The organism is Caulobacter sp. Root1455 (genome assembly GCF_001426905.1).
Taxonomy (GTDB): Bacteria; Pseudomonadota; Alphaproteobacteria; order Caulobacterales; family Caulobacteraceae; genus Caulobacter.
In genome coordinates, this window is the sequence record NZ_LMFQ01000024.1 from 37,229 (window position 1) to 63,164 (window position 25,936).

A 25,936-nucleotide genomic window follows, 5' to 3' on the forward strand; every position below is an offset into this window, starting at 1 on the left:
GTTAGGCGCTTCGAACCGCCAACGCCGCCTCGTCCGCCACGGCCGCCCAAGCCTGGGCCGCCACCTCGCCGACGACGATCACCACCGGGCCGCCCTGGCTGTTCAGCCGGTCGCCCAGGGTCTCCAGCGTGCCGTGATAGATCCGGGCGTTCGCGCCGCCGGCCTGTTCGACCGCCACGGCCGGGGTGCCGGGGGCGCGACCGGCGGCGATCATCCGCTCGCACAGGGCCTGGGCCACCTCGCCGCCCATATAGACAGCCAGGGTCGCCTCGGGATCGCCGGCCGCGCTCCAGTCGCCGCTCAGCGTGCCCGCCTCCAGCCGCGCCGTGGTGAACACCACCCGCCGCGCCTCGCCGCGATGGGTCAGGGGAAAGCCGAACTGGGCGGCGGCGGCGCAGGCGGCGGTGACGCCGGGAACCACCTCGACCGAGACGCCGTGCTCGCGCAGGAAGGCCGACTCCTCGCCCACCCGGCCGAACACCGAAGGATCGCCGCCCTTCAGCCGCACGACCCGCAAGCCCTTGCGCGCCAGGCGCAGCATCAGACGGTTGATCTCGTCCTGGTGCATGCTGGGCTTGCCCGCCCGCTTGCCGGTCTGGATGCGCACGCAGCCGGCCGGGGCCAGGGCGATCGCCTCCTCGCTGATCAAGGCGTCATAGAGCAGCGCCTGGGCGCTCTCGACGGCGCGCACCGCCCGCAGGGTCATCAGGTCGACCGGGCCGGGACCGGCGCCGACGAGCAGGACTTGAGCGCTTTGCTTGGGGGCGTCAGGCATGAGCAGGCTCCTGGCTGGAGACGGAGGCGGTCGCGGCGATCATCCGGGCGATTTCGGGGCGGCAGGACCCGCAGTTGGTCCCGGCCCCGGTGGCGGCGCCGACCGCGTCGGGACTGACGGCCCCGGCGGCGATGGCGGCCTGCACGACCTTGGCGCCGACCTTCAGGCAGGCGCAGACCAGCGGCCCCTTGTCGACCGACGGGCCGGGCGGGCGGCCGAACAGCAGGGCCGAGCGGGCCTCCTGGCTCAGGACCGGTTCGGCGAACAGCTCGGCCAGCCAGTCGCGCGCCGGAAGGCGGCCGGTCAGGGTCACGTACAGCACGGCCACCAGCCGGCCATCGGCGAGCCAGGCGTCGCGACGCGCGCCGGTGGCCGCGTCCTCATAGGTCACGAGTTCGCCAACCGGCTCCTTTGGCAGGCCCTTGGACAGGGCCTTGCGCAAGGTGGCGCGCTCGACCTCGTCGCCCCGGCCGGCGAACTCGTGTTGCTGGCAAGCGTCTTGGGGAATACGCCGCCAGACGAGGTCCAGCCCCGTGGGGGGCGCGAGGCTGGACCGCGTGAGAAAGAAGCCCTTCCAGGTCTCGCGATAGGCGCGGATCCGGGCGGGTGTGTGCTTGAATTCCGGCTGGCCGGAGGTGGGATCGAGGTTCGGCGCGATCAGCGGGTTGGACCGGCCCGACGGCGCGAAGGCGTCGGTCCAGTGCATCGGCATGAACACGCTTCCCGGCCGCTGGCGGTCGGTGACCTTGGCCAGGGCCACGGCCTCCCCGCGCGCGGTGATCACCCGGGTCAGACCGCCGTCCTTGACGCCCAGGGCCTCGGCGTCGACGGGGTGGACCTCGACGAACGGCTCGGGCGCGTGGCGGCAGAGGTCGGGGGCCAGGCCCGTGCGGGTCATGGTGTGCCACTGGTCGCGGATGCGGCCGGTGTTCAGCGACATCGGATAGGCCGCGTCGACGGCGTCGGCCGGGCCCTTGGGCCGGGTCGGGACCATGCGGGCGCGGCCGTCGGGAGTCTGGAAGCGGCCGTTTCCGAACAGCCGCGGCGTCCCCCGTCCGTCCGCCGCCACCGGCCACTGGACTGGCAGGAGCCCGGCGTAAGCCCCGGGCGTCAAAGCCGAAAGGCCCGACAAGTTCAGGAGGCGGTCGGTGTTCTCGTAGGCCGTCAGACGGGCCCATTCGCGGAACACGCTGGCCTGCGAGGCCCAGCCGAAGCCGTCGAAGCCCATGGCCTTGGCGACGTCGGCGACGATCCGCCAGTCCGCGCGGGTCTGGCCGGGCGCCGGAAACAGGGCCCGCTGGCGCGAGATCCGGCGCTCGGAATTGGTGACCGTGCCGTCCTTTTCGCCCCAGGCCAGGGCCGGCAGCTTGACGTCGGCGAAGGCCGTGGTGTCGGTCTCGACGCAGTCGGACACCACCACGAACGGGCAGCGCTCCAGGGCCTCGCGCACCCGGCCGGCGTCGGGCAGGCTGACGGCCGGGTTGGTGGCCATCACCCACACCGCCTTGATCTTGCCGGCGTGGATGGCCTCGAACATGTCGACGGCCTTCAAGCCCGGCGCGCGGGCGGTGTCGGGCGCGCCCCAGAAGCGGGCCACGCGGTCGCGCTCGTGCGGGGCGAAGTCCATGTGGCCGGCCAGGGTGTTGGCCATGCCGCCGGTCTCGCGTCCGCCCATGGCGTTGGGCTGGCCGGTGATCGAGAACGGACAGGCGCCCGGCTTGCCGATCCGTCCGGTGGCCAGGTGGGCGTTGAGGATCGACAGACCCTTGGCGGTGCCCTGCGCCGACTGGTTGGCGCCCATCGAGAACAGGCTGACCGTGCGCTGGTGGGCGGCGAACAGGTCGTAGAAGGTCAGCAGGTCCTCGACCGGCACGCCGCAGTCGGCGGCCACGGCGGCGGGCGACTGGTCGAGCTCGGCCAGGGCGGCCTCGACATCCGCGAAGCCGTTCACGTGGGCGGCGATGTAGTCGCGGTCGATCGCCTCGACGCGGATCAGGTGGGCCAGCAGGCCGTTCCACAGCCGCACGTCGCTCTGCGGGGCGATGGCCAGGTGCAGGTCGGCGCCCTCGGCCGTGTCGGTGCGGCGCGGGTCGATGACCACGTGCTTCTGGCCCCGCGCCCTGGCCGCCTCCATGCGGCGGAACAGCACCGGATGGGTCCAGGCGGCGTTGTGGCCGCTGAACACCACCAGGTCCGCCAGGTCCAGGTCCTCGTAGCAGCCCGGCACCAGGTCGGCGCCGAACGCCTGCTTGTGGGCCGCCACGGCCGAGGCCATGCAGAGGCGGCTGTTGGTGTCGATGTTGCCCGAGCCGATGAAGCCCTTCATCAGCTTGTTGGCGACGTAGTAGTCCTCGGTCAGCAGCTGGCCCGAGACATAGAAGGCCACGCTGTCGGGGCCGTGCTTGGCGATGGTGTCCTTGAAGCGCTTGGCGACCAGGGCGGTGGCGTCGCTCCAGGACGCGGGCTTGCCGCCGATGGTCGGCTCCAGGAGCCGGCCTTGCAGTCCCACCGTCGCCCCCAGCGCCGTGCCCTTGGAGCACAGGCGGCCCAGGTTGGCGGGGTGAGCCGTGTCGCCGGCCACCGACAGGGCGCGCCGCCCCTCCGATGAAATCTGGCCGACCGCGCCCGACACGCCGCAACCCACCCCGCAATAGGGGCAGGTCGTCTTGACGAGCGGGGCGGTCGAGCCGTCAGCCATGGACGTCAAGGCCCACTGGCAGGCTCAGCAGCAGGCGGCCGTCGCGCACCTCCAGCGGCACGACCGGCGTGCAGCCCTTGCCCTTGTCGGCCCCCATCGGCTCGCCGGAGGCCAGGTCGATCGACCAGTTGTGCAGCGGGCAGGCCACGGCGCGGCCGTGGACGATGCCCTGGCTGAGCGGCCCGCCCTTGTGCGGACAGGCGTCCATCAGAGCGAACACCTCGCCGTCGCCGGTGCGGAAGATGGCGATGTCGCCGCGCGGGCTGGGCACCCGGCGGGCGCCGCGGCGGGGAATGTCGGTCACGGCGCCGACATCGACCCAGACAGGGACCTTCCAATCCTTGGAGAGAGTGGGCGCGTTCATGCGGGGACGAACTCCATCCGGCGGCTCATGGGGGTGAATTCCTCGGTGTGGCGGCCGGCCACCCGCTCGGCCCACGGGTCGATGCGGGCGAAGCGCTGCGAGAACACGAAGCGGTCGTAGAGGGCCTTGCGCTGGACCGGATCGGTGACCTTCGCCTGGATGGTTTCCAGGCCCACCCGCACCATCCACTTGTAGACCCGCTCCAGGTACCAGCCTTCCTCGCGGTACAGCTGCATGGCCGCGGCGATCACCCAGACGGCCTCGTCCTCGGAGGCGACGTGGGTCAGCACCTTCGTGCCCTGGATGTGCAGGCCGGCGGCGCCGCCGATGTGGATCTCGTAGCCGCTGTCGACGCAGACCACGCCGAAGTCCTTGCAGGTGGCCTCGGCGCAGTTGCGCGGGCAGCCCGACACCGCCAGCTTGACCTTGGCCGGCGCCCACGAGCCCCAGAGGAACTTCTCCAGGCGGATGCCCAGGCCCGTGGAGTCCTGGGTGCCGAACCGGCACCAGTCGCTGCCGACGCAGGTCTTCACCGTGCGCAGGCCCTTGGCGTAGGCGTGGCCGCTGACCATGCCGGCCGCGTTCAGGTCGGCCCAGACGGCCGGCAGGTCGTCCTTCTTGACGCCCAGCAGGTCGATCCGCTGGCCGCCGGTGACCTTGACCGCCGGGATCGCGAACTTGTCGGCCACGTCGGCGATGGCCCGCAGTTCGTCGGGCGTGGTCATGCCGCCCCACATGCGCGGGACGACGCTGTAGGTGCCGTCCTTCTGGATGTTGGCGTGGACCCGTTCGTTGATGTAGCGCGACTGCTTGTCGTCGCGATATTCGGACGGCCAGGCGCACAGCAGGTAGTAGTTCAGGGCCGGGCGGCACGACGAGCAGCCGTCGGGCGTGGTCCATTCCATGGCCTGCATGACGGCGGGCATCGACTTCAGGTCGTACTCGAGGATGGCCGTGCGGACGTCCGAATGCGGGCGATGCGTGCATTTGCACATCGACTTGGGACCGGTCTGCTCCTTGAAGCCGTCGCCCAGGGTCAGCTTCAGCACCTGCTCGACCAGCGGCGTGCACGAGCCGCACGAGGCCGAGGCCTTGGTCACCGCCTTGACGTCGTCCAGGGTCGTCAGGCCCTGGGTGGTGATGGCCGAGACGATCGAACCCTTGCAGACGCCGTTGCAGCCGCAGATTTCCTGCGTGTCGGGCATGGCCGCAACGGCGGCGTTAGGGTCCAGGCCGGCCAGCCCTTCCGTGATGGCCTGGCCGAAGATCAGGGTCTCGCGAATGTCGGTGACGCAGGTCCCGGCCCGCATCAGGTCGAAGTACCAGTTGCCGTCGGCCGCGTCGCCGAACAGCACCGCGCCGGCCACCTTGCCGTCCTCGATGACCACGCGCTTGTAGACCCCGCGTCCGGCGTCGCGGAACACGATGTCCTCGCAGCCTTCGCCGCCCGAGAACTTGCCGGCCGAGAACACGTCGACGCCCGAGACCTTCAGGCGGGTCGACAGGACCGAGCCCTCGTAGGCGCCCTCCCCGTCGGTCATGGATTCGGCCAGCGACCGGCACATGTCCCAGATGGGCGCGACCAGGCCGTAGCAATTGCCGCGGTGTTCGGCGCATTCGCCGACCGCGAACACCGCCGGATCGGAGGTGCGCATGGCGTCGTCGACGATCACGCCGCGATTGACCGCCAGGCCGGCGTTCCGGGCCAGGGCGGCATTGGGCTTGATGCCCACGGCCATGACCAGCAGGTCGCACGGCAGAACGCGGCCGTCCTTCAGTTTCAGGCCGGTGACCCGGCCGCTCTCGCCGACGATCTCCTCGGAATGGGCGCCCATCACCGTCTCGACGCCGCGTTCGGCCAAGGCCTCGCGCAGCAGGAAGCCGGCGCTCTCGTCCAGCTGCCGCTCCATCAGCACGTCCATCAGGTGGACGACCGTGGCGGCCATGCCGCGCCGGGCCAGGCCGTAGGCGGCCTCCAGGCCCAGTAGGCCGCCGCCGATCACCACGGCGCGGGCCCCGGGCTTGCCCGAGGCGGCGACCATGGCCTCGACGTCGTCCAGGTCGCGGAAGGTGACCACGCCCTTCAGGTCGATGCCCGGCAGCGGCAGACGGAACGGATCCGAGCCCGTGGCCAGGATCAGCTTGTCGTAGGCGACCTCCAGCCCGCCCTCGGCCACCACCTTGCGGCCTTCCAGGTCGACCGCCGTGACGGCCCGCCCGGCGTGCAGGGTGATGGCGTTGTCTGCGTACCAGGCCTCGTCGTTGATCACGATGTCGGCGAAGGACTTCTCCCCCGCCAGCACCGGCGACAGCATGATGCGGTTGTAGTTCACCCGCGGCTCGGTCCCGAAGATCGCGATCTCGTAGCGGTCCGGATCACGCTTGAGGACTTCCTCGACCGCCCGGCAGCCGGCCATGCCGTTGCCGATGACGACCAGCTTTTCCTTGATCATGGTTTTGCTCACTGGAGGAACAGGGTCAGACGCGGCCATTCAGACGCGGATCGGACGGGCGTCGGCGCCGTGCAGGGTCGGCCAGACCGCCCGCCAGCGGGCCTTCAGGCCGTGCAGGGCCACCAGGGCCAGCACCGCCAGGGCCGCGAAGCCGAGGAAGCCGATCTGGTAGGAGCCGGTCAGCTTCTTGGCCATGCCCAGGCTGGAGGCCAGGTAGAAGCCCCCGACGCCGCCGGTCATGCCGATCAGGCCGGTCATGACGCCGATCTCCTTGCGGAACCGCTGGGGGGCCAGTTGGAACACCGCGCCGTTGCCGGCGCCGAGGGCCAGCATCGAGAACATCAGCACCGCCAGGGCGATCCAGGCCGAGGGGAGCTGGAAGCTGGCGGTCGCCAGGCCGGCGGCGGCCAGGACGAAGACGAAGCTCAGGGTCCGCACCCCGCCGAAGCGGTCGGCCAGGGCCCCGCCCACCGGGCGGATGAACGATCCGGCGAACACGCAGGCCGCGGTGAAGAAGCCGGCGATCACCGGGCTCAGGCCGTATTCGGCGTTGAAATAGATGGTCAGGGAGGAGGCCAGGCCGACGAAGCCGCCGAAGGTGACCGCGTAGAGCAGCATCAGCCACCAGGCGTCCGGGACCTTCAGCACGTCCATATATTCGACCAGCGTCTTGGGCGCGGGCTGTTCAGGGGCGTCCTTGGCCAACAGCATGTAGACGACGAAGGCGATCGCCAGTGGGATGGCGGCCAGGCCGATCACGTTCTGCCAGCCGAAGGTCTTGGCCAGGATCGGGGCGAACAGGGCGGCCAGGGCGGTGCCGGAGTTGCCGGCCCCGGCGATGCCCAGGGCCAGGCCCTGATGCTCTTGCGGATACCAGCGCGAGGCCAGCGGCAGGGCGACGGCGAACGAGGCGCCGGCCACGCCCAGCACCAGGCCCAGGGCCAGCACCTGATGATAGTTGTGAATGCCCAGCGCCCAGGCCAGGACCAGGCCGGTCAGCACGATCAACTGGCTGATCATGCCGGTCTTCTTGGGACCGATGCGGTCGACCAGCACGCCGTTGACCAGCCGCAGCAAAGCGCCGGCCAGGACGGGGATGGCGACCATCAGGCCCTTCTGGGCGGGGTCGAGGTGGAAATCCTTGGCGATGGCCACGCCCAGCGGGCCCAGGATCACCCAGACCATGAAGCTGAGATCGAAGTACAGAAACGCGGCGAACAGGGTCGGCGTATGGCCGGCCTTCAGGAAATCACGCGAGATCATGATGCGCCTCGGTTGCGGTGTCTGCGAGAGCGAGGCGCGAGCGCCCCGAGCGGGTGACCGCATCCGAGCGGTCGTCTCTGGCAGCCACGAACGCCGTTGTCCGGAGGCCTGACGCTAGTGAAGGAGCGGAACGCGGAGCGAGTCACGCCTCATGCTGCGTTGCGGCGTAATCAGGGTCGCTTCGTGCAGTTGCTCAGCAGATAGGCAGCGGCGCTGCTCGATGCGTGAGCAGAACACGGGGGCGCCGATGGAGTCTGCCCCCAACGCCCGTCATCCTCGGACGTGTTCGTTCCTGAACCGACATCAGCTGAGCGTCGCGATTTAGCCGAGGCCAACAAGCGGACTCCTGGAATGTCGGCTGGGGTGAGAGTGCGGACCTAACGAACGTCGGCAAGGGGTGGATGTCAGACACGAGTCCGCTGGACATATCCAGGGGCATCCAGTCCACATGCGGGCATGAAGCAGATCACGCCGCCAGAACTCAGCGCCCTTCCGACTGGGATTGCAGATGCGATCGGCTTCCTTCGACGCAGTGGCTTTTCAAAAGTCGAGATCATGCGAGTTCTCGTTGAGAGCCGTGGCCTCTCCATCCCGGAAGCGAAGCTCCAAGTCCATGCGCGCGAGCACTGGGATGATGTCCGTGATCGCGATGATCGATTTCATGATGATCTGATCGCGGTGGCGACCGCCGTCGACGAAGCGCCAGGATGAACTCGCCGCTTCGGGTCGTTCGTCTCGGGGACCATCATGCCAGCACTAGGACATTCGGCGGCGTGCCCCCAGCGGACCTTCCCAACTTCGGCAGGGGGTGGCTAGCGGACCTATGGGCAGGTTGGGAAATATCGCCCACCGATGCTTGTGATCATCCCCGCATCGCCAGCTTTCCAGGCCACATCGACATCATGCTCACAGATGCCCTTGGTCCAATGAGCCTTGGCTGTTCTCGCCGGTCTATCTATAGCGAACCCCTGCGATTGGAGCGTATCCAAGACCACGGTTTCAGCAGTGCCGACTGGAAAATGCTGAGCAAGGCGCTCAGGCCATTCCTTGTTCTCAATCGACACGTCGAGGTCTTTGGCAATAGGCGGCGGATTTCGTGGACCGTCACCGCACGATGTCGCCAGGAGCAGTATAACCGGCCACAGTCTTTTCATGGCGAGACGATCACTGAAAAACTCAAGGTCCGCAACGGGTCGAAAAGCGAACCTGGCACCCAGCCCCTGCTACGGACCCGTCAAACGTCCGCTGTGAGGCCTGGCGCCGATGGCAATGATCGACCCTCAGCGGACCTTGAGCGGTCCGGCAGGGAGCGTTGCCAGATAGTCGGCTATGGCGGCAACGGTGGCCTCGGCTCGACCAAGAGTCGTAGGATTCCGCCCACCGCCCATGTGATCGATTTCGATCTCTTCCAAGTAAGCCACCGCGTCGGACGTTGGTTCGCCTCGCCTCAACCGCCCGACCACACCAAGTAAATAGCTATCATACTCGTCAGCGCAGGGGCCGCCGTCCTTCCAATCGTCGTCGCCCATCTGACTCAGGCCAATGGGGTCCCACTGAGACCAACCGATCTCCCGGAGACGCGACAGTTTTACTTTGGGCAGATCGGGCATAAGCGACCATTGCTTGAGGTTAACCAGTCGTAGCAGACGATTAGAGACGGACAACCTCTGGAGACTCGCCACGAGCACCATCTCCCGTCCAGGCCGTCGCGAAGCTAAGCACGCGATCCAGGGGCTCATCTGGGTGGGCTGTTGTGACGATAAAGCGATCAGCATCCGTCCCGTCTCCCACAACTAGCCAGTCGATCTGGTCTTCGACCTCGTCCGCCATAGGACCCACGACGCAGATCAGTTCGACGGCCTCCGTCACACATCGCTCCACAAATGGCGCGAGCGCCTCGGGCGCGCTCAAGGGCAACTGAAGAACGACCTTTGACGGATAGGGCATACGCAAACTTATCGTGGCGCATGTCCGCCCACCACCCCTGGCTGAACTGCGGGCTGGCCGATTTGACGTCGCTCGGGCGCTCTCTATGGTAACGCCATGACCCGCGAAGAGGCAGCCACTCAAGTTACGTTCCACTTCACCGATGGCCTTGTTGGGGGTGAGGTGATCCAGTTCGCGGACGGGCGTTGGCCAGGCGTCGTTGGTGGCGGCATCGCGATATCCGAAGAAGGTTTCGACCTCATAGAACCGCACCTCCGCGCGGCGGCGCCGGGCTGGACCTCAGATCATCGCTACGGGGTGTTCGAGCTGACGGCACCCGCTCGTCAGGAATTGGCAAGGCGGCTAATGGTAGAAGTGGCGGCGCTCCCAGACGCGGATGCTGAGGCCTTGCTCTTCAAAGCTTTGGCCACTTGGCTGGAGCAACGCTTGGACGGATGGAAACCGGTAGGCGTCTTCGGCATCTAAGTCCGACAACCACCCTTCTCAGACCTTGTGGAGGGCGGCTTGTGGGGGATACGCACAGGACCCGGCGCTCGGCGACTACCGATAGCCACGCTGAACATTGGCATGTGGCATAGTCCCAACCAGCGAGCACTGACGACGTCGATCAGGCCGTGTCACTATCCCGTTCTATTGATTCTAGCGGGGACAGAATGGCCGAAGAAAACATGAGCCTGACGGAGCTGACGGCCACCGTGGTCGGAGCGTTTGTGGGACATAATGCTGTCGCCGTGGCTGACTTGCCTGCCCTGATCAAAGCGACCTATGCGGCCTTAGCCGGCGTAGACAGCGACGGCGTGCTAGAAGCGACCGACGACATTCAGAAGCCAACCGCCGGGCAGATCCGCAAGAGCATCACGCCTGACGGCCTGGTCAGCTTCCTCGACGGCAAGAGCTACAAGACGCTGAAGCGCCACCTCGGAACTCACGGCCTCACCATCGAGGAGTACAAGGCACGGTTCGGCCTGCCCGCCGCCTACCCGTCAGTTGCGCCGAACTACTCGGCCGCCCGGTCCGCCATGGCCAAAAGCCTCGGCCTTGGTCAGGGCGGGCGCGGCGCCAAGGGCAAACCTGCCGTTCCAGCACCCAAGACCCGAGCGAAGAAATCCACCTGACGTCGCGGCGTGGCGGGTCCGACACCTGCCTGAACCGACACAAGCTCTCTGTCGCGATCTGATGCCCTAGAAGCTGACGATCTGACTGTCCACATGGGAGGGATGGCGGATATCCAGCTCTCCACGACACGATCCTAGGAAGTTCGCGGTTGCGGTGCCGTTTCGCGCCGGGTGTATCCGTGGCCAACCACTGGTATTCTAGGCTTTGGCTCCCGCCTCATCGGATTCGCCCTCGGCATGAATATCTTTGACTTCCTCACTCAAGACGAAATCGACGGCGCCCCTGAAGACCCGGCATTCGCCTTCACCTACCTCACTTCCATCGCTCAGCGGCGCCTGTCCGACGAGCTGAAGTCCTACAGCGACGATGAGAGCGGCTATCGCCACCGCGAAGATGCCCACTTCGATTTTCAGAACGTCATCATCGCCTTGGCCAAGTCGTTCAAGATCGAGCCTTTCGCCAGCATGGTTGTCCCTCAACATGCTCAGTTCGATTATCAGCAACAGCGATCTTTCAAGACCGAACTCGACCACTTCATGACGCAGTTGGTCGTGGGCAATTCCATCCGAGGGAAGAAGGACAGCGTTGGCTTTCCACCCAAGGTGAAGGACCGGCTGCGGTCCCACATCAACGCCCTCAAGAAATGCATCGACGACGCCAATCTGACCGACGCGCGGAAGGCCGGCCTGCATAAGAAGCTACTGGAGTTCGAGACCTCGCTAGACGGCAACAGGGTCAACCTGTTCGCCGTGACGCGGATCGTCTTCGAAATCATGTCGGTGACGGCCAACGGCGTGGCCCTGTTCGAGAGCCCCACGGTCAACAAGCTGGTGACCAACATCCTCAGCACCGTCGCCGAAGCCAAGGCCGCTGAAGACGAGCAACGCCAGCTTCCGCCCCATGCTCCGCCGGTGATGCTGTCGGCACCCCGCCCCACGCCACGCCGCGAAGAGTTCAGCGCCGATCTGGACGACGAAATACCGTTCTGATTTTTCCGGCTGCCAGATCCGTTGGGCGACGAAATCGCAGTCACCACGCCATTGACCGTTCAGGCGCAGCGAGGAGGGGTGACGCACCCGGCCTGCATAGCTAGCGTTCGCCGCAAGGCCGATTCAAGGGGAATAAATGGAAGCGACAGGTGTTCTGGCCGTCGGGGAAACCACGGCCGCCATGGCCTACATCAAGGCCCGGCGGGGCGTGTCGCCGCGTCAGATGAAAGCCATCCTCGTAGTCTGCATGTTGGCCGTCGGCATCCCTGTGGGGGCCTGGGTGTCGGGGTCATGGTCGGCGGCTGCCATGTCTGTCGAGTTCGCCGTCGTAGGCCTCGGCGTGGGCTTGGTGGCGATTCAGTGGCTGGCGGGTCCTTCGATGCGAAAGGCCCTCGCCGAGCGCGGACAGGCATACGAGCAGCCGCTGACGCTGCGCCTGACATCCGAGGCTCTGATCTATGACCTAGCGGACCTGACGATGATCGCCCGCTGGCCTTGCGTCACGGACCTCTATCAAACCCGCAAGTACTGGGTTTTCCTGGTTCAAAGCAGCGCCATGGTCCTCCCGCGACACTTCTTCACGACTCCCGAGGCCGAACGCGATTTCATTGCCGAAGCCGCGTCGCGGATGACCGAGGCTGCACGTGCAAGAAGCCCGGACGCGACGAGGATTGTCGGCGGGTAGCCAAAGTCCACAAGGGGGGCGAAGCTCAGCTTCCTAGGTTCTCGCAGTAACTGAGGAAGAAGGTTCGCGCCATCGCATCGGCCAGACTCAGTTCGCCAACGGTCGGGCCACTTGCTAGCCATTTGTTGAAATCGTCTGTTTTTGTTCGTCCGGGATGGCTTAGTTTCTGCGATCTAAAGCGATAGAAATCTTTTGCGTTGGCGACCTCTGATTCACTAAGTTTCAAAATAGGCGCGACCGCTTCAATAGAAGGCAGGAAGTTCGTCAAAGAAATATCTCGGAGCTTTGTTGAAGCTTCGCGAATTGCCTTTGGCTTATCGCTGCGACCAGGCAGCTCAACGGCAAACTGGCTAGCATAATTTCGCTCTTCTAGCCTGATCGAGTCGGCTCGATCTAGGCGAATGGAGTTCATTACCCCGTTTACAATTGCCTCTATGCACAAGATGTAATGCTGCAATACCGACCGATGCAGCGGCCGACTACCCGGGATTGTGTGCAGTTGCCAAGCCGTCAAGAGGTGCATGTACGCATTCTGCGCTATCTCATCCCCGTCGATTGCTTTGGATACGAATAGGGCGCGCGAAATCTCCTCATCCGTTATTTCAACGGGATCGGCGAGAGGCGATACGGTAACGGTCTCAGAATAGGGAGAATACTCTTCATCTGCATTGGCAATGCGAATTTTTCGTAACTCGGCGTGGTACCGACCGCCAGGGACAACAATGCTGAGGCTTGAAAGTAGAGTATCTGCGATAGATTTTGCCCGTTCGTGAGCCTCGTCTGAGTTCTTTGCTCCAATATCTATTTGAAGTTTAAAGCGACTCTTGATCTCGTCCCTTGGCGGATAATGCGTAATCGCTAGATCGCTGCTAGCCGAAACTTTAGGAACAGGCGGCCGATCACTGGAAAAGCGCTCAAGTTTATCGGCGGCAACTGGGCCGATTATGATGTTTTCCGCGATAAAGGTTTCTTTGAGCGGCATTTTCGGACCGGCTATGGCCCAAAGAGTCTGCCAATGATCGCCATCCGTGACAAAGCGTGGCGCAGCCGCCATGTCGTCTCCTGAGGTGATGAACTTCAATTTTAAATAGCAGGCCCAACCACCCCGCCCAGTATCAATCGACCGCTTGGCGGAAAACTCAAGGCCTGACGCCTGCAACCCACCCACGCGGATTGTCGGAATCTCTGCTTCTCGTGACGTAAGCCTCGGTCATCTCGTTCGCCCAAGGCTCTCGCGGCCGGAAGACAGCACTCGCTCCCCTTGCAAAGCCATCACCGTTGATTGCAGATACAGGATAAGGCACAGCTTGATCCAGCCGCGTGTCGGTCTTGGGAAAGTTCTCGCTTCGATGCACACGCTCATGTTGGTCGGTCACGCGGTCGCTGCTGCGCAGGCCCTGCCTGCGTCGTGCTCACCGCCAGCGACGATTAGCGCGCCAAACGCCACAATCCTCGCGGCGGCCATTGGCGCGGCTGCGGCGATAATTGGAATGGTCATCAAAGATCTTGGGTTCGAGTTACTGCGCGAGGGACGCACTAAAAGTCGGTCAGAACGTGAGGTGTATCGGCAATATCTCGCGCCGCTGGCAGGCTCATGTGAAAAGATTATGTGGCGATCGCGCGAGATATTCGTTGAACGGCGCCATAGCTTCTTGAAAACGGCAACGCTGCCGTTGGAATTCAATTCGTATAAGCGCAGGAGCACCCTCTACCGCGTCGCGGCACTGATAGGCTGGGTGCGAGCCATGAGTCTTGAGCTCGACGCTCTGCCAAGAAAGGCGACGCCATTTCGGGCACCAATTGCCACGGAAATTTCGGCTTTCCAGAAAGCGCTTGCGGATGGCCCGCACGTCGAGCGGCACCGCCTGGAGCAGGTATCGGCCATCTGGAAGATCGACCTCGGCGGTTTGAACGATGAGCAACTCAACCAATTGGCCTCTCGCTTTGAGGATGAATTGCACGCTGCGGTCGGCAGCGATTTAAGAGCTGACTCGAATACCCTCCGAGCACTTTCCATTAACGACCAGATTGCCCTCTGCACCCGGTTGGCAATGTTTCTCTGCCAGCATGCGGGGGCGCAAATGGTCGATGCTACAGTTATCGCCGAGACGGTGGCCCAGACCATTCGCGGCCTCTCCTATCGCGAGGCGCTGCTTTATCGTGACTGGCAGGATGCGCTGGGCGACGCAATGCTCGTCCCAGATCCAGACTCGCCTCGGCGGTACAAAATTATTGGATATGAGGCCTTCGGAAAGCTTCTCGACGACGCAGAAACTCCTTGGCTCAAAGTGCTCTCGAAGAGCATCGACGACATCGACTTCGACGACGTCGATCCCAACGATTTTAGAGCGTTGCAATTGAAGGATCTGTCGGCGGCTGCCGCGTCGATCCTCATTCGAATATCAGAGACGCGCCACGAAAAATTCCTCGTCAATGGCGCTTGCCTCGGTGCCGCGCAGGCCCTCGTAAAGGCGGTCAAGTCGCACAAGATTTAGCCTTAAGAGTAGCGCGAATGCTGGATCATGAAGAGGCGAATGCCATCAAAGCGCAGCGGATTTGCCGGCACTGTGTTGGTGAGAAATACCTTAGCCAATTGATTTTAAAGACGGGCAGACGCGGCCGATGCGCGTACTGCGACGGCACCGCCAAAAGCTTCTCGATCGCCGAAATCTCTGAGCTAATCGAAGTAGCCTTCGAGCAGCACTACGTTCGCACGGCCAGTGAATCAGACAGCTGGCATCGCGATTTTTGGGAACGCGATGGTGAGCCCGTGGTGTACGCCATCATGAACGCTGGCGATTTTCCCGAGGATGCTGCGCGCCATATTCAGCAGCTGCTCGAAGACGAACATGCCGAATATGGGTCCGACTACATCGGCGAGGAATCCGAGTTTGATGGGCAGTCCTACTACGAGGAACGCGGCACAAGTGATGAGGCTTGGCAGGAAGATTGGCGCTCGTTCGAGCAAGGTTTGAAGTCGCAAGCGCGCTTTTTCAGCCGCCAGGCGTCAGCACATCTGGCATCCATTTTTCATCAGATCGACCAATTGCAGACCACGGACGGGAGGGCTCTGATCGTGGATGCAGGGCCGGCCTCATCGCTGACCACGCTCTATCGTGCGAGAGCTTTTCAGGCGGACGACAAGCTCCTGGAGGCAATGTCCAGGCCCGACCTTCATCTCGGTCCCCCACCGTCGCAGCTTGCCGCCGCGGGGCGGATGAATGCCCGCGGGATCTCCGTTTTCTACGGGACAAACGAGGCGCGCGTCGCAATCGCGGAGGTGCAGCCTCCGGTGGGCAGCCAGGTTTTAGTTGGACAGTTCGAGATCACCCGCCCTCTTCGCCTCCTCGATCTCACCGCATTGAGCGATGTCGCTAGCGGGGGAAGCGTTTTTGATCCCGAAAGCTCGTCCAGAATGGAGCGAGCGATGTTCCTTCGTTCGCTCAGCGCCAGGATATCACGACCGGTCATGCCGGATGATGAGCCGTTCGAATACCTCGCGACCCAGGCCGTCGCAGACTTTCTTGCAACAGAATCTGAGTTGGAATTGGACGGGATTATTTTCCCCTCAGTTCAGGTCGCCGGAGCCGTTGTGAACGTCGCTTTGTTTCACAAAGCCGCCGGGGTTGAGGAGCTTGAACTCCCTCATGAGACCAAGATCGAAGCGCGAAGAGGGCGCTGGGAAGAAGACGGATTCGAGATCGACTATGAGGTGATTGAACGCGTGCCGCCCCCTCCTGAAGAGGAGGAACCCGACGCATTCGCTCCACTCCGGAGCCCTATTTTTGCGCGCGATTGGCGAGGCGAGCTTTATGATGTCGCTGGCCGAGATCCCACTCTGCGCGTCGCTTTGGACAGCCTTAGAGTGCATGTCATTCAGAAGGTGGAATACGACTCGACACCGTACCCGATCACTCGTCGTCGCCGGGTGGATCGCAATCCGAAGCTCTAATTTCACCAGCGTCGCCAGCGCTCTCTGCTAGTGGGCGGCCGGCCTGACTTCGGGCATGCAATTGAACAAAACGAGAACATCTATTAGTGCTTAGTAAGGCTCGCCAAATCGCGCTCGGCGACACGGCGGACCTCAAGGGCCTTTGAACGGCGGCCCACCGCGCCTGGTGCGATGATCGAGAGATCTTCGACAGGAGGGCTCTAAAATGGATCTGTACGCAGGACTGGATGTCGGCCTGAACGAGACGAGCATTTGCCTCGTCGATCGCGAGGGCAAAACCATTCGAGAATGGAAGATCGCCACCGACCCGGCCGGCGCCGCCGAAGCGCTGGCGCCCTACGCCGCCGAGCTGCGAAGGGTGGGCGTGGAGGCGTCGTCACTGGGCCTCTGGCTCTATCGCGGGCTACACGATCAGGGCCTGCCGATGGTGATGGCCGAGGCCCGGCACATGAGCGTGTCGCTCTCGACGATGCGCAACAAGACCGACCGCAACGACGCCCGAGGCATCGCCCAGATGATGCGCCTGGGCTGGTTCCGGGCGGTGCATGTGAAGAACGTCGAGACCCAGAAGCTGGCCACGCTGCTGACCCAGCGCAAGTTCCTCAACCGCAAACTCATCGATCTGGAGAACCACATCCGAGGCGCGTTGAGAGCCTATGGGATGCTGATTGGGCCGGTCGGGCGCAAGGGCTATGATGGCCGTGTCCGCGAGCTGATCGCGCACACCGACTACGTCTTCATCCGTCTCATCGAGTCCATGTTGGACGTGCGCGCGGCGGTGCTGGAGGGCTATGATCGGCTACACCGGATCTTGCTGCAGGTGGTCCAGCACGATGGGGTCTGCCGGCGCCTAATGACCGTCCCGGGCGTGGGACCGGTGACGGCCCTGGCCTTCAAGGTGGGGGTGGACGACCCGCACAGATTCCGACGATCACGCACCGTCGCCGCCCACTTCGGACTGACGCCCAGGCACATCCAATCGGGCACGATCGACATCGAGGGGCGCATCAGCAAACGGGGCGACCGGATGGTGCGAGAGGCGCTGTGCGAGGCGGCGGCGAGCTTGCTCAACCGGGTCAAACGCTACTCGGCGCTGCGGGCCTGGGGGCAGCGGATCGCCAAGCGAAAAGGCGCGATGTGCGCCATCGTCGCCATGGCCCGAAAGCTCGCCGGCATCCTGCATCGGATGTGGATCGCCGAGGCCGACTTCGAGCCGCTGCGAGGCGCCAAGATCACCCAGAAACTGAAGTTGAAGCCAGCATGAGGCGGCCTCCCCAACCCTTTTCGCTAGGCCGCCGGCTCGCCGACGCCTGGCCCAACCGGAGCGAAAACCGAGATCCGCGCGCGCGGTGAGCGTCCCCTGGCGGGGCCGCGAGACGGGGTATGTCCGCTATCTTGCCTGCTCCTTCCCTCCTCGGAGGGCGAGAGCGCCGTAATGCTTGGACCGCCCTGTCATTTACACAGACGACGAGCCTGCGACGGCCCTCGTGCCGAACGCGAAGGAACGCATGGACCCCGCCTGGAGATCGCCGACCGCCTGCGCCGATGAGCGAACCCGCGCGCCCTGGACGCGGGCAGGAAGGAGCATGGCTATGAGACGACCGATGAAGCGGCAGCCGAGAAAGTCTTGGCGCTGGTTGACTTTAGGGGAGCGATTAGGAAGGCAAGATAAAGCTACGGCGCCACCCTAGAGGGGTGTCTCCGTAAGTCATTGTCTGCACATCGTTTCTAGCTTCACCAGAATGGTGCCATAGCTCCCGAAATGGAGCCATTTAGCGCCATTGAGCGCTAAGCCTTTGGAGCATAAAGGGTTTTTATGGTGCCATACGTCAGGAAGCCGCCATCACCTGCGCCAAATCGACAAGGACACGACGCTGATCGGCCGTCAGGGTCCGATAGGCTTTCACCAGTTCTGTTGAACCATTGAGCACCAGGAAATCACCAAACTCGGAAAGGACCGACGGGTCAGCTCCGCTTTCCTCCAGGTCGCTGAAGAAGCTGGCGACCAGTACCCCTAGCGCTTGAGCGATGGCGAAGAGCTTGGACGCGCTGACGCGGTTGCTGCCGAGCTCATACTTTTGCACCTGCTGAAAGGTCACGCCGATCGCCGGCGCCAGGTCANCGGATGGCGTGTCCAATGAACAAGCTCATGGGCCAAAGCTGGCGACCGGTACCCCTAGCGCCTGAGCGATGGCGAAGAGCTTGGACGCGCTGACGCGGTTGCTGCCGAGCTCATACTTTTGCACCTGCTGAAAGGTCACGCCGATCGCCGGCGCCAGGTCATGCTGGGAGACGCCGATCGCGCGCCGCCGGGCGCGGATCATCTTCCCAACGTGCACGTCGATAGGGTCAGGGCTCTCCGCAGGCGGTTTGGGCATGAGCAAGCTCCTCTTTCTTCAGAGCGGGAGCACTAGCATGCCACGCGGGCGCAGAGGCGACCTTGCCAAGGTCCGCAAGGGGTGGGAAGCTGCCGTCCGCCTAGTAAGTCCCTAGCGCGGTATTCAGCTGTTCAGCGCTTGAGATACCGTGATCAACGGCGATGAAGGCAATTAGCGAAACAGGCTTACCTGCGCGAGCAGCAGCCGCGATCTTGTGATGTCCATCCAAGATATAGTGCGCCATGCACCAGTGATCTGCGCCGCCATCCGCAGGCCCCTTAACGTCTAGAACAGAGATCGCCACAGCCGTCGGCTGTCGATCGCTCTCCAAGACTGAAAGGTAGTGTTCAACGCGACCATCATTCAACCAGGTCTCGGGGAACATCGGGATCAAGAAGTCGAATATCTTTGCGCCATCGCCACTTGGAATTTCGCCTTCGAGTCGCTCTACCGGGCGGTAATACGGCACCTTGGGATGGTGTGGCAGCCCCCAGAAGCCATCTACACCGCCTTGGTTCTCCACCTGCTCAACGGCGAAATAGTCCCCACTGCTGCCAGGGGTGACGAGCTGAGGAGTGAAGCTAAATAAACAAACCTCATATCGCGACACTGGCATTAGCTCAGCCAGAGTTTTGATTAAGGCGTCGTCTAGATCATTCACTCCTTTCGACAAGTTTTCGACAAGGCTTTCAACGGACACCGCCCGATTTGCCCCGTCCATTCTTTCGAACAAGAAGGCGCAGGTTCCACAGATATTTCCGAGGTTGTAAGCGCTCTTTCCGTCAATGGTGAGGTAGCGATCCCACTCCGCCCATGCGCCGCCACCGACGCGTTGAAAGGCGACGATTGAGTTGGAAGACGAGACTTCTAACGGAACGCGCTTGAGGGCTTGCGACATAAGGGAAGTTAGATCGGTGAGATGACCACGCCAAGGTCCGCAACGGGTCGGGAGCTGAAATAAGAGCGGCACCTGAAGTCGGACCTTGGGCGCCAGCCGGTGAGCGGACCAGGCGAAGGTCTGCTCGGGGTGGGGAGCAGACGTTGCGGAAAACAGGGCCATGCACCATCCTGCGCAATCTCCGACCGCGTGGTGATCTGCCCAAATGCCCTCTCGGAAATCCAAGCTCTCACTGCTGTTAGCCGCCGCTCCCCTCATGCTGGGCGTGTTAGCTTTCAGTATAGGGTGGGTTGCAGACGACGAGTGCGTAGCCGCTCTAAGGCAAACGACAGGCAGTCCGGATTATCCCCACCATCTGTACGTCGCCCTCCAAAAAGACTGCGCGCGATGGTCGGTCTTTTACAGACTCGCTCAGGGAGCGCTTGCAGTGTCGCTGCCGCTCACGGGGTTTTTCTTGTGGCGTCGCCGCCGAGTAGCAGTCGGCTGATCCACGACCGATTGCCGCTTCCCCAGCGGACCTTCCCAACGTCGCCTTAGGGTCGTTTGCTGCCGTCGCAATCGAAAACGGGGTTGCACCCCTGCCCTGTGACGAAAAGGGGTGTGTAAGCAGAGTGCACTTTCGCGAGGGACCGACCGCAGGGAGCAAAGCGACCGAGGCTGGGAGGAAGGTGATGCTCAGTGCGCCGAGGGCGGCGCCTAGTCGCTTTCTATTCAACGGGCTCCCAGCCCAGCGCCTCGGCGGACTGGAAGGCCGCCTTGTTCTTCTCGATGAGGCGCAGGTAGCGAGGTCGCAATTCCACGGGCACGAGGTTCGGGCTCGCATACTTCCCGATGAAATCCCGTTGCAGCAGGCTCGCATAGGCGGTCCCTGATTTGACCATGGCGTGGCCGTTGCGCGGGGCGTTTTTCACGATCTCCTCGGCGACCTCGGCGGCCTCCTCGAACCGCCCCCTGCTGATGAGATCCTCGACCACGCCCAGCGCCAAATCTCCAATCGCTTCGCGCCGCGTCAGTCGGCGCATGTAGAGACCGGAAGCGACGGCGCGGTCCGACATCGGCAACTTCTCACGATACCAGACATCACGAGTCGGGGTGGCCCCGCTGGTCGTTTCCAGGTTGAGCGGTTTGCCGGCCTCGTCGGTGTAGCGGATGAACAGATGCAGCGGCGCATCGACCAGGGCAATGCCCTTGATCCTCATTTTCTCCGCAAGGATCAGGAACAGCGTCGGCATCGACACGCAGTTGCCACGCCGGGTCGTGAGGTAGGTCGCCAGCAGTTGGTTGCCCGGTTTCTGACCCAGCGGATCGGTGAGGTCGTAGCTGAAAGCCCTGCCGCCGTTCCACGGCCCGGCGTCGTAGATGGCGTGGCGAAGGAAAGCGAGTTTCTTGAGGTCGGGAGCGCCGCGCCCCGCCATCTCGGTTGCCGCCTTCGCCAGCGCGTCGAGTTGCGCCATGATGGCGGTCGCGTTGGTCGCCGGTGCGACCAGCCCGTCGAAGGCCAGCTTGGCCCGCGCGTAGTCCAGCCGTTCATCGGGCCGCGCGAAGACGGCCTTCACGATCGCCACCGCGTTTGGCGACGCCGAAAACGCAACGCAGGGGGCCAAAAGGGTTGTCCCTGCGAGAGCCGCAAGACTCGTCATTTGCTCGCGACGCGACAGGTAAATCACAATCGCGGTCTACCAATCACGTCGAGAAAGATGAGTGGCGCGAGCATACGTTAGAACACTGCCCGCACGGCTGCCAACCTGAATGTCACAGGCTCACTTATCGTCGATGACGATGGCATTTTTCCCGCAAGCACCCATGTCCAAGGTGTTGCCGTCGAGATAATCCTTTTTGAAAATTCCCTCTACGGTAACACCCTTTCCAATACTTCTGGACAAGGCTTCCGAACCACCAAGCAGGGTGAGACTTTCACCTTTGTATTTGGATGGGTCATAATTTTTTGGATTTTTCGTATCAGCCTTGAATTTGTCGAATACGGACTTCGACGAATAAAGACATCTGGTCGTGTGAAGATATCCCGAGACTTTGACATGCCTTTGGCTGTAGGCATCGGCGCTCGTGTTGAGTTGTTTGACGGCAAGCATGGGATCGTTGCCCGCCTTGCCATCCGAAGCGCAAGCGGAGAGTGCCAATAGAATAGCGAAGAGCGAAACTCGCATAGCGTACCTAAGGCCTCTTAAAGTGCTGCTGCGCGGTATTCAGATTTCGCTGAATTTGCTGCTGCTGAGCCGATGTGACAGCACCGGCAGGAGCCGAGAAAGTCAGTTGGCCATTGCTGATTTCATGCCAACCAACCTGGCCGTTCGACACGGTCGCCATGGGAATAGGAGTCCGCAGCGCGAGGCTTTGGGTGTCGCCGTAGCCTCCATTGGAAGCTGGATCGTCGACCATGCCGTTTGATCGGTCGGGCCCGGAATCGATATGGCCGTGAATACCGAATTCAGCGCCAGCCGGTACGGGACTAGCGGCGGTGTTGCCTGTCGCGGTCGATCCTGTTCGCGTTGCGGTATTGTTCAGAACGATAAGGCTTCCGTCCGGCCCGCGCACGCCGAAGCTTAGTTTTTCTGCGTTTCCGACCGGCACCGCGACCATCGTCTGCCCGCCCTGAGCGGCGTCACGCATCTCGGGCGTCGCCTGCGTTGTTTGCCCGGTGGACCGGGCCGGATCGTAAGTGTCGGCAGTCGTGGTGCAAGTCGTGGCATTGCACGTTTGAGCAAGCCCGGTCGGATCGGTCCGATTGACGGGGTCATTGCCGACATAGGTATACCAGTTAAGGCCGTCCTTGTAGCCGAGGGGGTCGGTCTGCAGGAAGGTCGCGTGCGCCTGCGCCGCGATCAGTGAGACGGCGCAACCTACCGCCACGCCGCGAAAAACCCGGATCATGCACGCCACCCCAGAGACCGGGATATTTGCCGAACTGCGCGCGCGGCAGTCAAGCTTTCAATCCGTGGTAGAGGCCTCAGTCCTGAGAAATGGCCTCAGCTAACCTCTCATCCAGGGAGGAAGCGAGATGGACGGAGCAGTTGCAGCGGCGTGGCCGCAAGCGGACCTCTCGGCGCTCGCCATTCTGGCTTCTGGCGCGTTCGCCGTCTGGGTCCCCGCGCGCGAACGCCGCGCCAAGGTCCGGGAGGAAAATCGCCGACGCCTCAAGGTCTCGACGTTTCGGTCGGAACCGGCGGGTCTGCGAATTGAAATCGAGTACCTGCCCGAGTTCACCCATATCGGCCTCAACGCCCGTGTGACCCTCAAGTGCCCGGCAAACGCGGTGCTCCACCACACACGGACGGAGTCCAATCCTGCACAGGTGAGCGTCTTGTACGGCTTAACCACCAGCCGCAATCCCTCCGGACTTCTCTAGGATTTGAATCGGGCGTGGATCCACACCCCTGCCACGTGGCGAACGTGGGTGTGCAAGCGGAGCGGCACCTTCGCGGGGAACGTCTGCAATCCCCCCCTCAGCGGACATTGCGACCGCCCGGTTGCGAAGTGGCGTCGCCCCTCGACGCAGGCGCCTCGCCGCGTACTGGGTCCGGCCAAACGGTACCTTCCGGGGGCCGTTGCGTACTTGGGCGTAGGTGCGCTGAGGCGGTCGGAACTGAGAACTATGCGTACGCCATGGCTCTCTAGCTGCTGGTGCCGGGGGGCGGACGCCGTGAAGGTCCGCGAAGGGTGGTTCTCGGACCTACGCCCGGAGCCAATTAATCTGCGCCTTGGCCGCCGCCTCAGCTTCTGGCAAGTTCGGGTAAAGACCGGAAAACTCGTCGAGCATCCAAGTAGGGCCACCTATCGCCGGGATCTCGGGTGCCGGATCGTAGAACTTCCAGGTGACGAAACGGCACAAGCCGTGGTCCCCAATTTCGAGAGTGACCGCCCGCAGGCCGTCCGGGCTCTCAAAGCGCTTGTTCTCGGCGTACTCCGTCATAGGCGGGAGACTACCCGACTAGCGGAACTCCTCAACTTCTCAATCGGGTGGCGAGCGGACATCAATCGATAGCCGCAACCACGACCATGCTGTCAGTTGACTGGCCACCGTTCCCGCTAAGGCGGCGAACCTCGCATCTGACGACAACCCCAGGCGGGAAAGCCCACGTTTCACCGTCAGGTACTGGTCCCAAGACCTGGAAACTTCCGTCGGGCCTACGCTCGGCATCGACTGGTCGCCACGCGTCCGAGCCTTCATCGACCAGCCGCATGTATATCGTTTCGGGCATGGCTTAAGCCTAACTTCTCTGCCGTAGCCCGCAAGCCGATGTGGCGAGCTTCCGCTATGGGTGGGTGACGGACACTCCAGCATCTACTATTCCACCACCATGCAAGATGCTGACGGAAGTTTTTGGACCACAGATCGAGACGTCTTCCTCGAACTGGCCGGGGCATCAGAAATCTTTGAATGGTTCGGCTTCGTCCCGTCATTTCATGACGCCACAATGAATGGGCTAGAAATCTCGAACGGCTCGGCCGCGTTGTCGCTTAACGTTTTCCGCATGACCGATCAGGTCAATGCCCAAGGATACTTCATTCTCGACAGGCATGCACTCATCACACTTCACCTAGACGGCGTGACAGGGGTTTTCCTCAAGGGAGATGCTAATTCGACGGTCTTCGAATTGGGGATAAGGCGGCTCCAGACGAACGCAATTACCTGGGACACTGTTGCAGGACCACGTCCGGGCGATTGGGAGGTGCGCTGGGAAAGTGCTTACGGCTTGGAGGGCGCGCTTTATACCCGCGCCCTGAAACTTGCTCTCCAGCCAACTGGCCAGGACGCAGCGTCCGCTTAGGGTCGGGTGCAGAAATGAGGGCCGCGCCAGAAACCGGACCCTGGTCACCATGCCGGACAGCGGACGGGGCGAAGGTCTGTTCGGGGTGGATTGCGGAACTTGGCGGACATAGGGTGCGGGCGATCTTCGCCGCTTTGGGGAGCGCAGGGATGCCCGTTGGATACTCCGAGGGAGTTCGCATTGCAGTCCTCGCCGCCGGGGTGGCGATTACTAGCAGCCCGTTCCTGATCGTGGCGCTGGCGTTCAAAACGTCGGGCCTCAAGCGCTTCTCGGACTATCGCAACTTGGGCGCATTGAGATTTGCGCGGATCGCGGTGACCCTGTCCGTCCTATTTCTGATCGGGTGCGGGCTGCTTTTTGCTTGGTCACAGATGCCCTTCCGAGATTTCGACATCATAGCTGCTTGCGCCCGCGACCAGAGCTACTGCCCGTAAGCGGCTTTTCCGAGCTTCCGCAACGGGTGATGGGAAGACGAACCTAGTCCCTTGGCTTTCGAACCAAAGTCCAGGCCGCCCATCCAAGCCCGATAAGGAAGGCGGACATCCCCACGAGAACGATGTTGTCCTTGATCGGCTCGGACGCGCCAAGGGCGCTGCTGATGTTGACGGCTAGGATGGTCAGGCCGAACGGCAGTCCTATCGCTAGGATCAGCTTTTGGCCGCGCGTGTAACGCCTCATTCTGCATTCTCTCCGTTCAGTCCCGCTTTGACTACCGGACACTCCGAAGGTCCGCCATGGGTGGTTAGCGGACCTCACTCCATGTTCATGATGGTGCGCCACTCGGCCCCACAGAGGGAAAAGTTGCGCTTACTGGTTAACTCGCGCACGACTGCCCGCATATGCGCTGCACCGTAGATGATGGCGACATCCTTCGACTGTCCGTCGGCGGCATCAAGCTCGTCGCCCAGCCTCTCAATGAGTCTTTGGTCACGCGCATGCAGGATGGCTTGAGTAAGCGCACCAGTCTCAGGGCTGATCGCCAGTAGGTCGGCAACGCTTGGCTGATCCTCGCAGCTCATTGTCTTAGCCAACTGGCTACGTGAGGAACGCCAGCGGCGATTGAGGCCAACCAAGGGTGCTAGCACCGAGACCGCGAACCGAAGCCAGAGCGAAACTTTACGCCATTCCTCTTCGAACTCTTGCTGCGAAAAGTCGGCATGAACGATCCTGGCGCTCGACAGACTGTCGGGAAAGCGCGGTTGAATTACCAAGCCCGAGAGATTTTTGGCCCCTTCTATCCATCGGTAAGACCTAGTGATGCGTGCGACGACAGGCGAACGGACGCCTTCTAGCAAAATGACGTCATGAGATTGGGCGTCCGCGTAGGTGGTCCGGTAAAATTCGGGCTCGCCTACGTGGATCATTGGAAACAACGTGACGCGAACGCCAGAGGTCGGACTGGAGAAGATCAGCCGCGCCGAACGCACGCCGATCACCGAAACCTCGACGAATTGCATTCATGCCCCGCTGCGCCTCAGCCAACATACACCGGCAGAGCTTCCCTGTAGCAGACCTTCTCCAAGTCTCAGATGGGTCGGGTCCGGAAATCAGCCCGCCCCCAGGAACCGGACCTTGTCAGACGCTATGTTCGGGGCGTGCTCGCAGGCCACCGACCAAAAGCGAAAACCCAA

25 protein-coding genes and 1 pseudogene are annotated in these 25,936 nt (G+C 63.0%); 11 read left to right on the forward strand and 15 right to left on the reverse strand.

The annotated features are described in order from the left end of the window. Position 1: 1 nt before the first annotated feature. From cobA to ASD21_RS17710, 5 genes are read right to left on the reverse strand one after another with little or no spacing between them, the layout of a single operon-like run. Positions 2-775 carry a uroporphyrinogen-III C-methyltransferase gene (gene cobA, locus ASD21_RS17690; protein WP_056444314.1) on the reverse strand — a complete coding sequence of 258 codons (774 nt, stop codon included), beginning with the start codon at positions 773-775 and terminating at the stop codon, positions 2-4. Beyond that, positions 768-3,473, reverse strand: coding sequence for a nitrate reductase (locus ASD21_RS17695; RefSeq protein ID WP_056444317.1), 2,706 nt, complete (start codon positions 3,471-3,473; stop codon positions 768-770). Before ASD21_RS17695 ends, cobA begins: the two co-directional genes overlap by 8 nt. After that, entirely contained in the window at positions 3,466-3,837 is a 372-nt protein-coding gene (gene nirD, locus ASD21_RS17700; protein ID WP_056444320.1) for a nitrite reductase small subunit NirD, read from the reverse strand. The genes ASD21_RS17695 and nirD overlap by 8 nt, the downstream gene beginning before the upstream one ends. After that, positions 3,834-6,290: a nitrite reductase large subunit NirB gene (nirB, locus tag ASD21_RS17705; protein WP_442856982.1), complete on the reverse strand. Its 2,457-nt coding sequence runs from the start codon at positions 6,288-6,290 to the stop codon at positions 3,834-3,836. The genes nirD and nirB overlap by 4 nt, the downstream gene beginning before the upstream one ends. Positions 6,291-6,329: 39 nt before the next feature. Next, positions 6,330-7,553, reverse strand: coding sequence for a nitrate/nitrite transporter (locus tag ASD21_RS17710; RefSeq protein ID WP_056444326.1), 1,224 nt, complete (start codon positions 7,551-7,553; stop codon positions 6,330-6,332). A 456-nt stretch (positions 7,554-8,009) separates the two neighbouring features. On the opposite strand from ASD21_RS17710, the gene ASD21_RS24075 reads away from it, so the two are divergent. Continuing rightward, the gene (locus ASD21_RS24075; protein ID WP_156398417.1) at positions 8,010-8,264 is read left to right on the forward strand and encodes a hypothetical protein; all 255 of its coding nucleotides are present in this window, start codon (positions 8,010-8,012) and stop codon (positions 8,262-8,264) included. Positions 8,265-8,833: 569 nt separating this feature from the next. On the opposite strand, the gene ASD21_RS17715 is transcribed toward ASD21_RS24075, so the two are convergent. After that, positions 8,834-9,163, reverse strand: a complete 330-nt coding sequence (locus tag ASD21_RS17715; RefSeq protein ID WP_056444329.1) for a hypothetical protein — start codon at positions 9,161-9,163, stop codon at positions 8,834-8,836. A 433-nt stretch (positions 9,164-9,596) separates the two neighbouring features. On the opposite strand from ASD21_RS17715, the gene ASD21_RS17725 reads away from it, so the two are divergent. From ASD21_RS17725 to ASD21_RS17740, 4 genes are all read left to right on the forward strand, one after another. Continuing rightward, on the forward strand, positions 9,597-9,965 hold the full coding sequence (locus tag ASD21_RS17725) for a hypothetical protein (protein WP_056444335.1): 369 nt from the start codon (positions 9,597-9,599) through the stop codon (positions 9,963-9,965). A gap of 188 nt (positions 9,966-10,153) precedes the next feature. Beyond that, a complete protein-coding gene (locus ASD21_RS17730; protein ID WP_056444340.1) occupies positions 10,154-10,615 on the forward strand; it encodes a MucR family transcriptional regulator in 462 nt (153 codons plus the stop codon). A 237-nt stretch (positions 10,616-10,852) separates the two neighbouring features. Continuing rightward, entirely contained in the window at positions 10,853-11,605 is a 753-nt protein-coding gene (locus ASD21_RS17735; RefSeq protein WP_056444343.1) for a hypothetical protein, read from the forward strand. Between the two features lie 181 nt (positions 11,606-11,786). Further along, positions 11,787-12,290 (forward strand): YcxB family protein, encoded by a 504-nt coding sequence (locus ASD21_RS17740; RefSeq protein ID WP_235524911.1) that lies wholly within the window; start codon positions 11,787-11,789, stop codon positions 12,288-12,290. Positions 12,291-12,315: 25 nt separating this feature from the next. Here the strand turns inward: ASD21_RS17740 and ASD21_RS24080 are convergent, their stop codons facing one another. Further along, complete coding sequence (locus ASD21_RS24080) at positions 12,316-13,458, reverse strand: hypothetical protein (protein ID WP_156398418.1); 1,143 nt, start codon at positions 13,456-13,458, stop codon at positions 12,316-12,318. Between the two features lie 139 nt (positions 13,459-13,597). On the opposite strand from ASD21_RS24080, the gene ASD21_RS17745 reads away from it, so the two are divergent. The 3 genes from ASD21_RS17745 to ASD21_RS17755 all read left to right on the forward strand — a co-directional run bounded on the left by ASD21_RS17745 (position 13,598) and on the right by ASD21_RS17755 (position 17,506). Continuing rightward, complete coding sequence (locus tag ASD21_RS17745) at positions 13,598-14,785, forward strand: hypothetical protein (protein WP_156398419.1); 1,188 nt, start codon at positions 13,598-13,600, stop codon at positions 14,783-14,785. Between the two features lie 17 nt (positions 14,786-14,802). Next, a complete protein-coding gene (locus ASD21_RS17750; RefSeq protein WP_156398420.1) occupies positions 14,803-16,242 on the forward strand; it encodes an RES family NAD+ phosphorylase in 1,440 nt (479 codons plus the stop codon). A gap of 205 nt (positions 16,243-16,447) precedes the next feature. After that, positions 16,448-17,506, forward strand: coding sequence for an IS110 family transposase (locus ASD21_RS17755; protein ID WP_056444354.1), 1,059 nt, complete (start codon positions 16,448-16,450; stop codon positions 17,504-17,506). 565 nt (positions 17,507-18,071) lie between these two features. On the opposite strand, the gene ASD21_RS25080 is transcribed toward ASD21_RS17755, so the two are convergent. The 6 genes and pseudogenes from ASD21_RS25080 to ASD21_RS23565 form a co-directional block, all read right to left on the reverse strand. Further along, entirely contained in the window at positions 18,072-18,359 is a 288-nt protein-coding gene (locus ASD21_RS25080) for a helix-turn-helix domain-containing protein (RefSeq protein ID WP_268761083.1), read from the reverse strand. Positions 18,360-18,398: 39 nt separating this feature from the next. Continuing rightward, positions 18,399-18,620, reverse strand: a pseudogene (locus ASD21_RS17765) (helix-turn-helix domain-containing protein); the annotation flags it as partial. 100 nt (positions 18,621-18,720) lie between these two features. Then, positions 18,721-19,680: a hypothetical protein gene (locus tag ASD21_RS24085; RefSeq protein WP_156398421.1), complete on the reverse strand. Its 960-nt coding sequence runs from the start codon at positions 19,678-19,680 to the stop codon at positions 18,721-18,723. A 545-nt stretch (positions 19,681-20,225) separates the two neighbouring features. Next, positions 20,226-21,074, reverse strand: coding sequence for a transglutaminase family protein (locus tag ASD21_RS17775; RefSeq protein WP_162250251.1), 849 nt, complete (start codon positions 21,072-21,074; stop codon positions 20,226-20,228). A 204-nt stretch (positions 21,075-21,278) separates the two neighbouring features. Continuing rightward, positions 21,279-21,683 carry a hypothetical protein gene (locus tag ASD21_RS24090; protein WP_156398423.1) on the reverse strand — a complete coding sequence of 135 codons (405 nt, stop codon included), beginning with the start codon at positions 21,681-21,683 and terminating at the stop codon, positions 21,279-21,281. Positions 21,684-21,690: 7 nt separating this feature from the next. After that, positions 21,691-22,407: an RHS repeat-associated core domain-containing protein gene (locus ASD21_RS23565; protein WP_082554834.1), complete on the reverse strand. Its 717-nt coding sequence runs from the start codon at positions 22,405-22,407 to the stop codon at positions 21,691-21,693. A gap of 127 nt (positions 22,408-22,534) precedes the next feature. Between ASD21_RS23565 and ASD21_RS17780 the strand changes: the two genes are divergently transcribed. Further along, positions 22,535-22,882, forward strand: coding sequence for a hypothetical protein (locus tag ASD21_RS17780; RefSeq protein WP_056444369.1), 348 nt, complete (start codon positions 22,535-22,537; stop codon positions 22,880-22,882). 324 nt (positions 22,883-23,206) lie between these two features. On the opposite strand, the gene ASD21_RS17785 is transcribed toward ASD21_RS17780, so the two are convergent. Continuing rightward, positions 23,207-23,446: a hypothetical protein gene (locus ASD21_RS17785; protein ID WP_056444372.1), complete on the reverse strand. Its 240-nt coding sequence runs from the start codon at positions 23,444-23,446 to the stop codon at positions 23,207-23,209. A gap of 349 nt (positions 23,447-23,795) precedes the next feature. On the opposite strand from ASD21_RS17785, the gene ASD21_RS24095 reads away from it, so the two are divergent. Continuing rightward, positions 23,796-24,305, forward strand: coding sequence for a hypothetical protein (locus ASD21_RS24095; protein WP_156398424.1), 510 nt, complete (start codon positions 23,796-23,798; stop codon positions 24,303-24,305). A gap of 149 nt (positions 24,306-24,454) precedes the next feature. After that, positions 24,455-24,739 carry a hypothetical protein gene (locus ASD21_RS17790; RefSeq protein WP_056444375.1) on the forward strand — a complete coding sequence of 95 codons (285 nt, stop codon included), beginning with the start codon at positions 24,455-24,457 and terminating at the stop codon, positions 24,737-24,739. A 318-nt stretch (positions 24,740-25,057) separates the two neighbouring features. Here ASD21_RS17790 and ASD21_RS17800 read toward each other — a convergent pair whose 3' ends face one another. Next, positions 25,058-25,762: a hypothetical protein gene (locus tag ASD21_RS17800; RefSeq protein WP_056444382.1), complete on the reverse strand. Its 705-nt coding sequence runs from the start codon at positions 25,760-25,762 to the stop codon at positions 25,058-25,060. Positions 25,763-25,936: the final 174 nt, after the last annotated feature.

Coding starts and splice junctions, on each gene's coding strand:
- cobA (WP_056444314.1), bottom strand. CDS start 775: ATGCCTGACGCCCCCAAGCAAAGCGCTCAAGTCCTGCTCGTCGGCGCC.
- ASD21_RS17695 (WP_056444317.1), bottom strand. CDS start 3,473: ATGGCTGACGGCTCGACCGCCCCGCTCGTCAAGACGACCTGCCCCTAT.
- nirD (WP_056444320.1), bottom strand. CDS start 3,837: ATGAACGCGCCCACTCTCTCCAAGGATTGGAAGGTCCCTGTCTGGGTC.
- nirB (WP_442856982.1), bottom strand. CDS start 6,290: ATGATCAAGGAAAAGCTGGTCGTCATCGGCAACGGCATGGCCGGCTGC.
- ASD21_RS17710 (WP_056444326.1), bottom strand. CDS start 7,553: ATGATCTCGCGTGATTTCCTGAAGGCCGGCCATACGCCGACCCTGTTC.
- ASD21_RS24075 (WP_156398417.1), top strand. CDS start 8,010: ATGAAGCAGATCACGCCGCCAGAACTCAGCGCCCTTCCGACTGGGATT.
- ASD21_RS17715 (WP_056444329.1), bottom strand. CDS start 9,163: ATGCCCGATCTGCCCAAAGTAAAACTGTCGCGTCTCCGGGAGATCGGT.
- ASD21_RS17725 (WP_056444335.1), top strand. CDS start 9,597: ATGACCCGCGAAGAGGCAGCCACTCAAGTTACGTTCCACTTCACCGAT.
- ASD21_RS17730 (WP_056444340.1), top strand. CDS start 10,154: ATGGCCGAAGAAAACATGAGCCTGACGGAGCTGACGGCCACCGTGGTC.
- ASD21_RS17735 (WP_056444343.1), top strand. CDS start 10,853: ATGAATATCTTTGACTTCCTCACTCAAGACGAAATCGACGGCGCCCCT.
- ASD21_RS17740 (WP_235524911.1), top strand. CDS start 11,787: ATGGCCTACATCAAGGCCCGGCGGGGCGTGTCGCCGCGTCAGATGAAA.
- ASD21_RS17750 (WP_156398420.1), top strand. CDS start 14,803: ATGCTGGATCATGAAGAGGCGAATGCCATCAAAGCGCAGCGGATTTGC.
- ASD21_RS17755 (WP_056444354.1), top strand. CDS start 16,448: ATGGATCTGTACGCAGGACTGGATGTCGGCCTGAACGAGACGAGCATT.
- ASD21_RS24085 (WP_156398421.1), bottom strand. CDS start 19,680: ATGGCCCTGTTTTCCGCAACGTCTGCTCCCCACCCCGAGCAGACCTTC.
- ASD21_RS24090 (WP_156398423.1), bottom strand. CDS start 21,683: ATGCGAGTTTCGCTCTTCGCTATTCTATTGGCACTCTCCGCTTGCGCT.
- ASD21_RS23565 (WP_082554834.1), bottom strand. CDS start 22,407: ATGATCCGGGTTTTTCGCGGCGTGGCGGTAGGTTGCGCCGTCTCACTG.
- ASD21_RS17780 (WP_056444369.1), top strand. CDS start 22,535: ATGGACGGAGCAGTTGCAGCGGCGTGGCCGCAAGCGGACCTCTCGGCG.
- ASD21_RS17785 (WP_056444372.1), bottom strand. CDS start 23,446: ATGACGGAGTACGCCGAGAACAAGCGCTTTGAGAGCCCGGACGGCCTG.
- ASD21_RS17790 (WP_056444375.1), top strand. CDS start 24,455: ATGCCCGTTGGATACTCCGAGGGAGTTCGCATTGCAGTCCTCGCCGCC.
- ASD21_RS17800 (WP_056444382.1), bottom strand. CDS start 25,762: ATGCAATTCGTCGAGGTTTCGGTGATCGGCGTGCGTTCGGCGCGGCTG.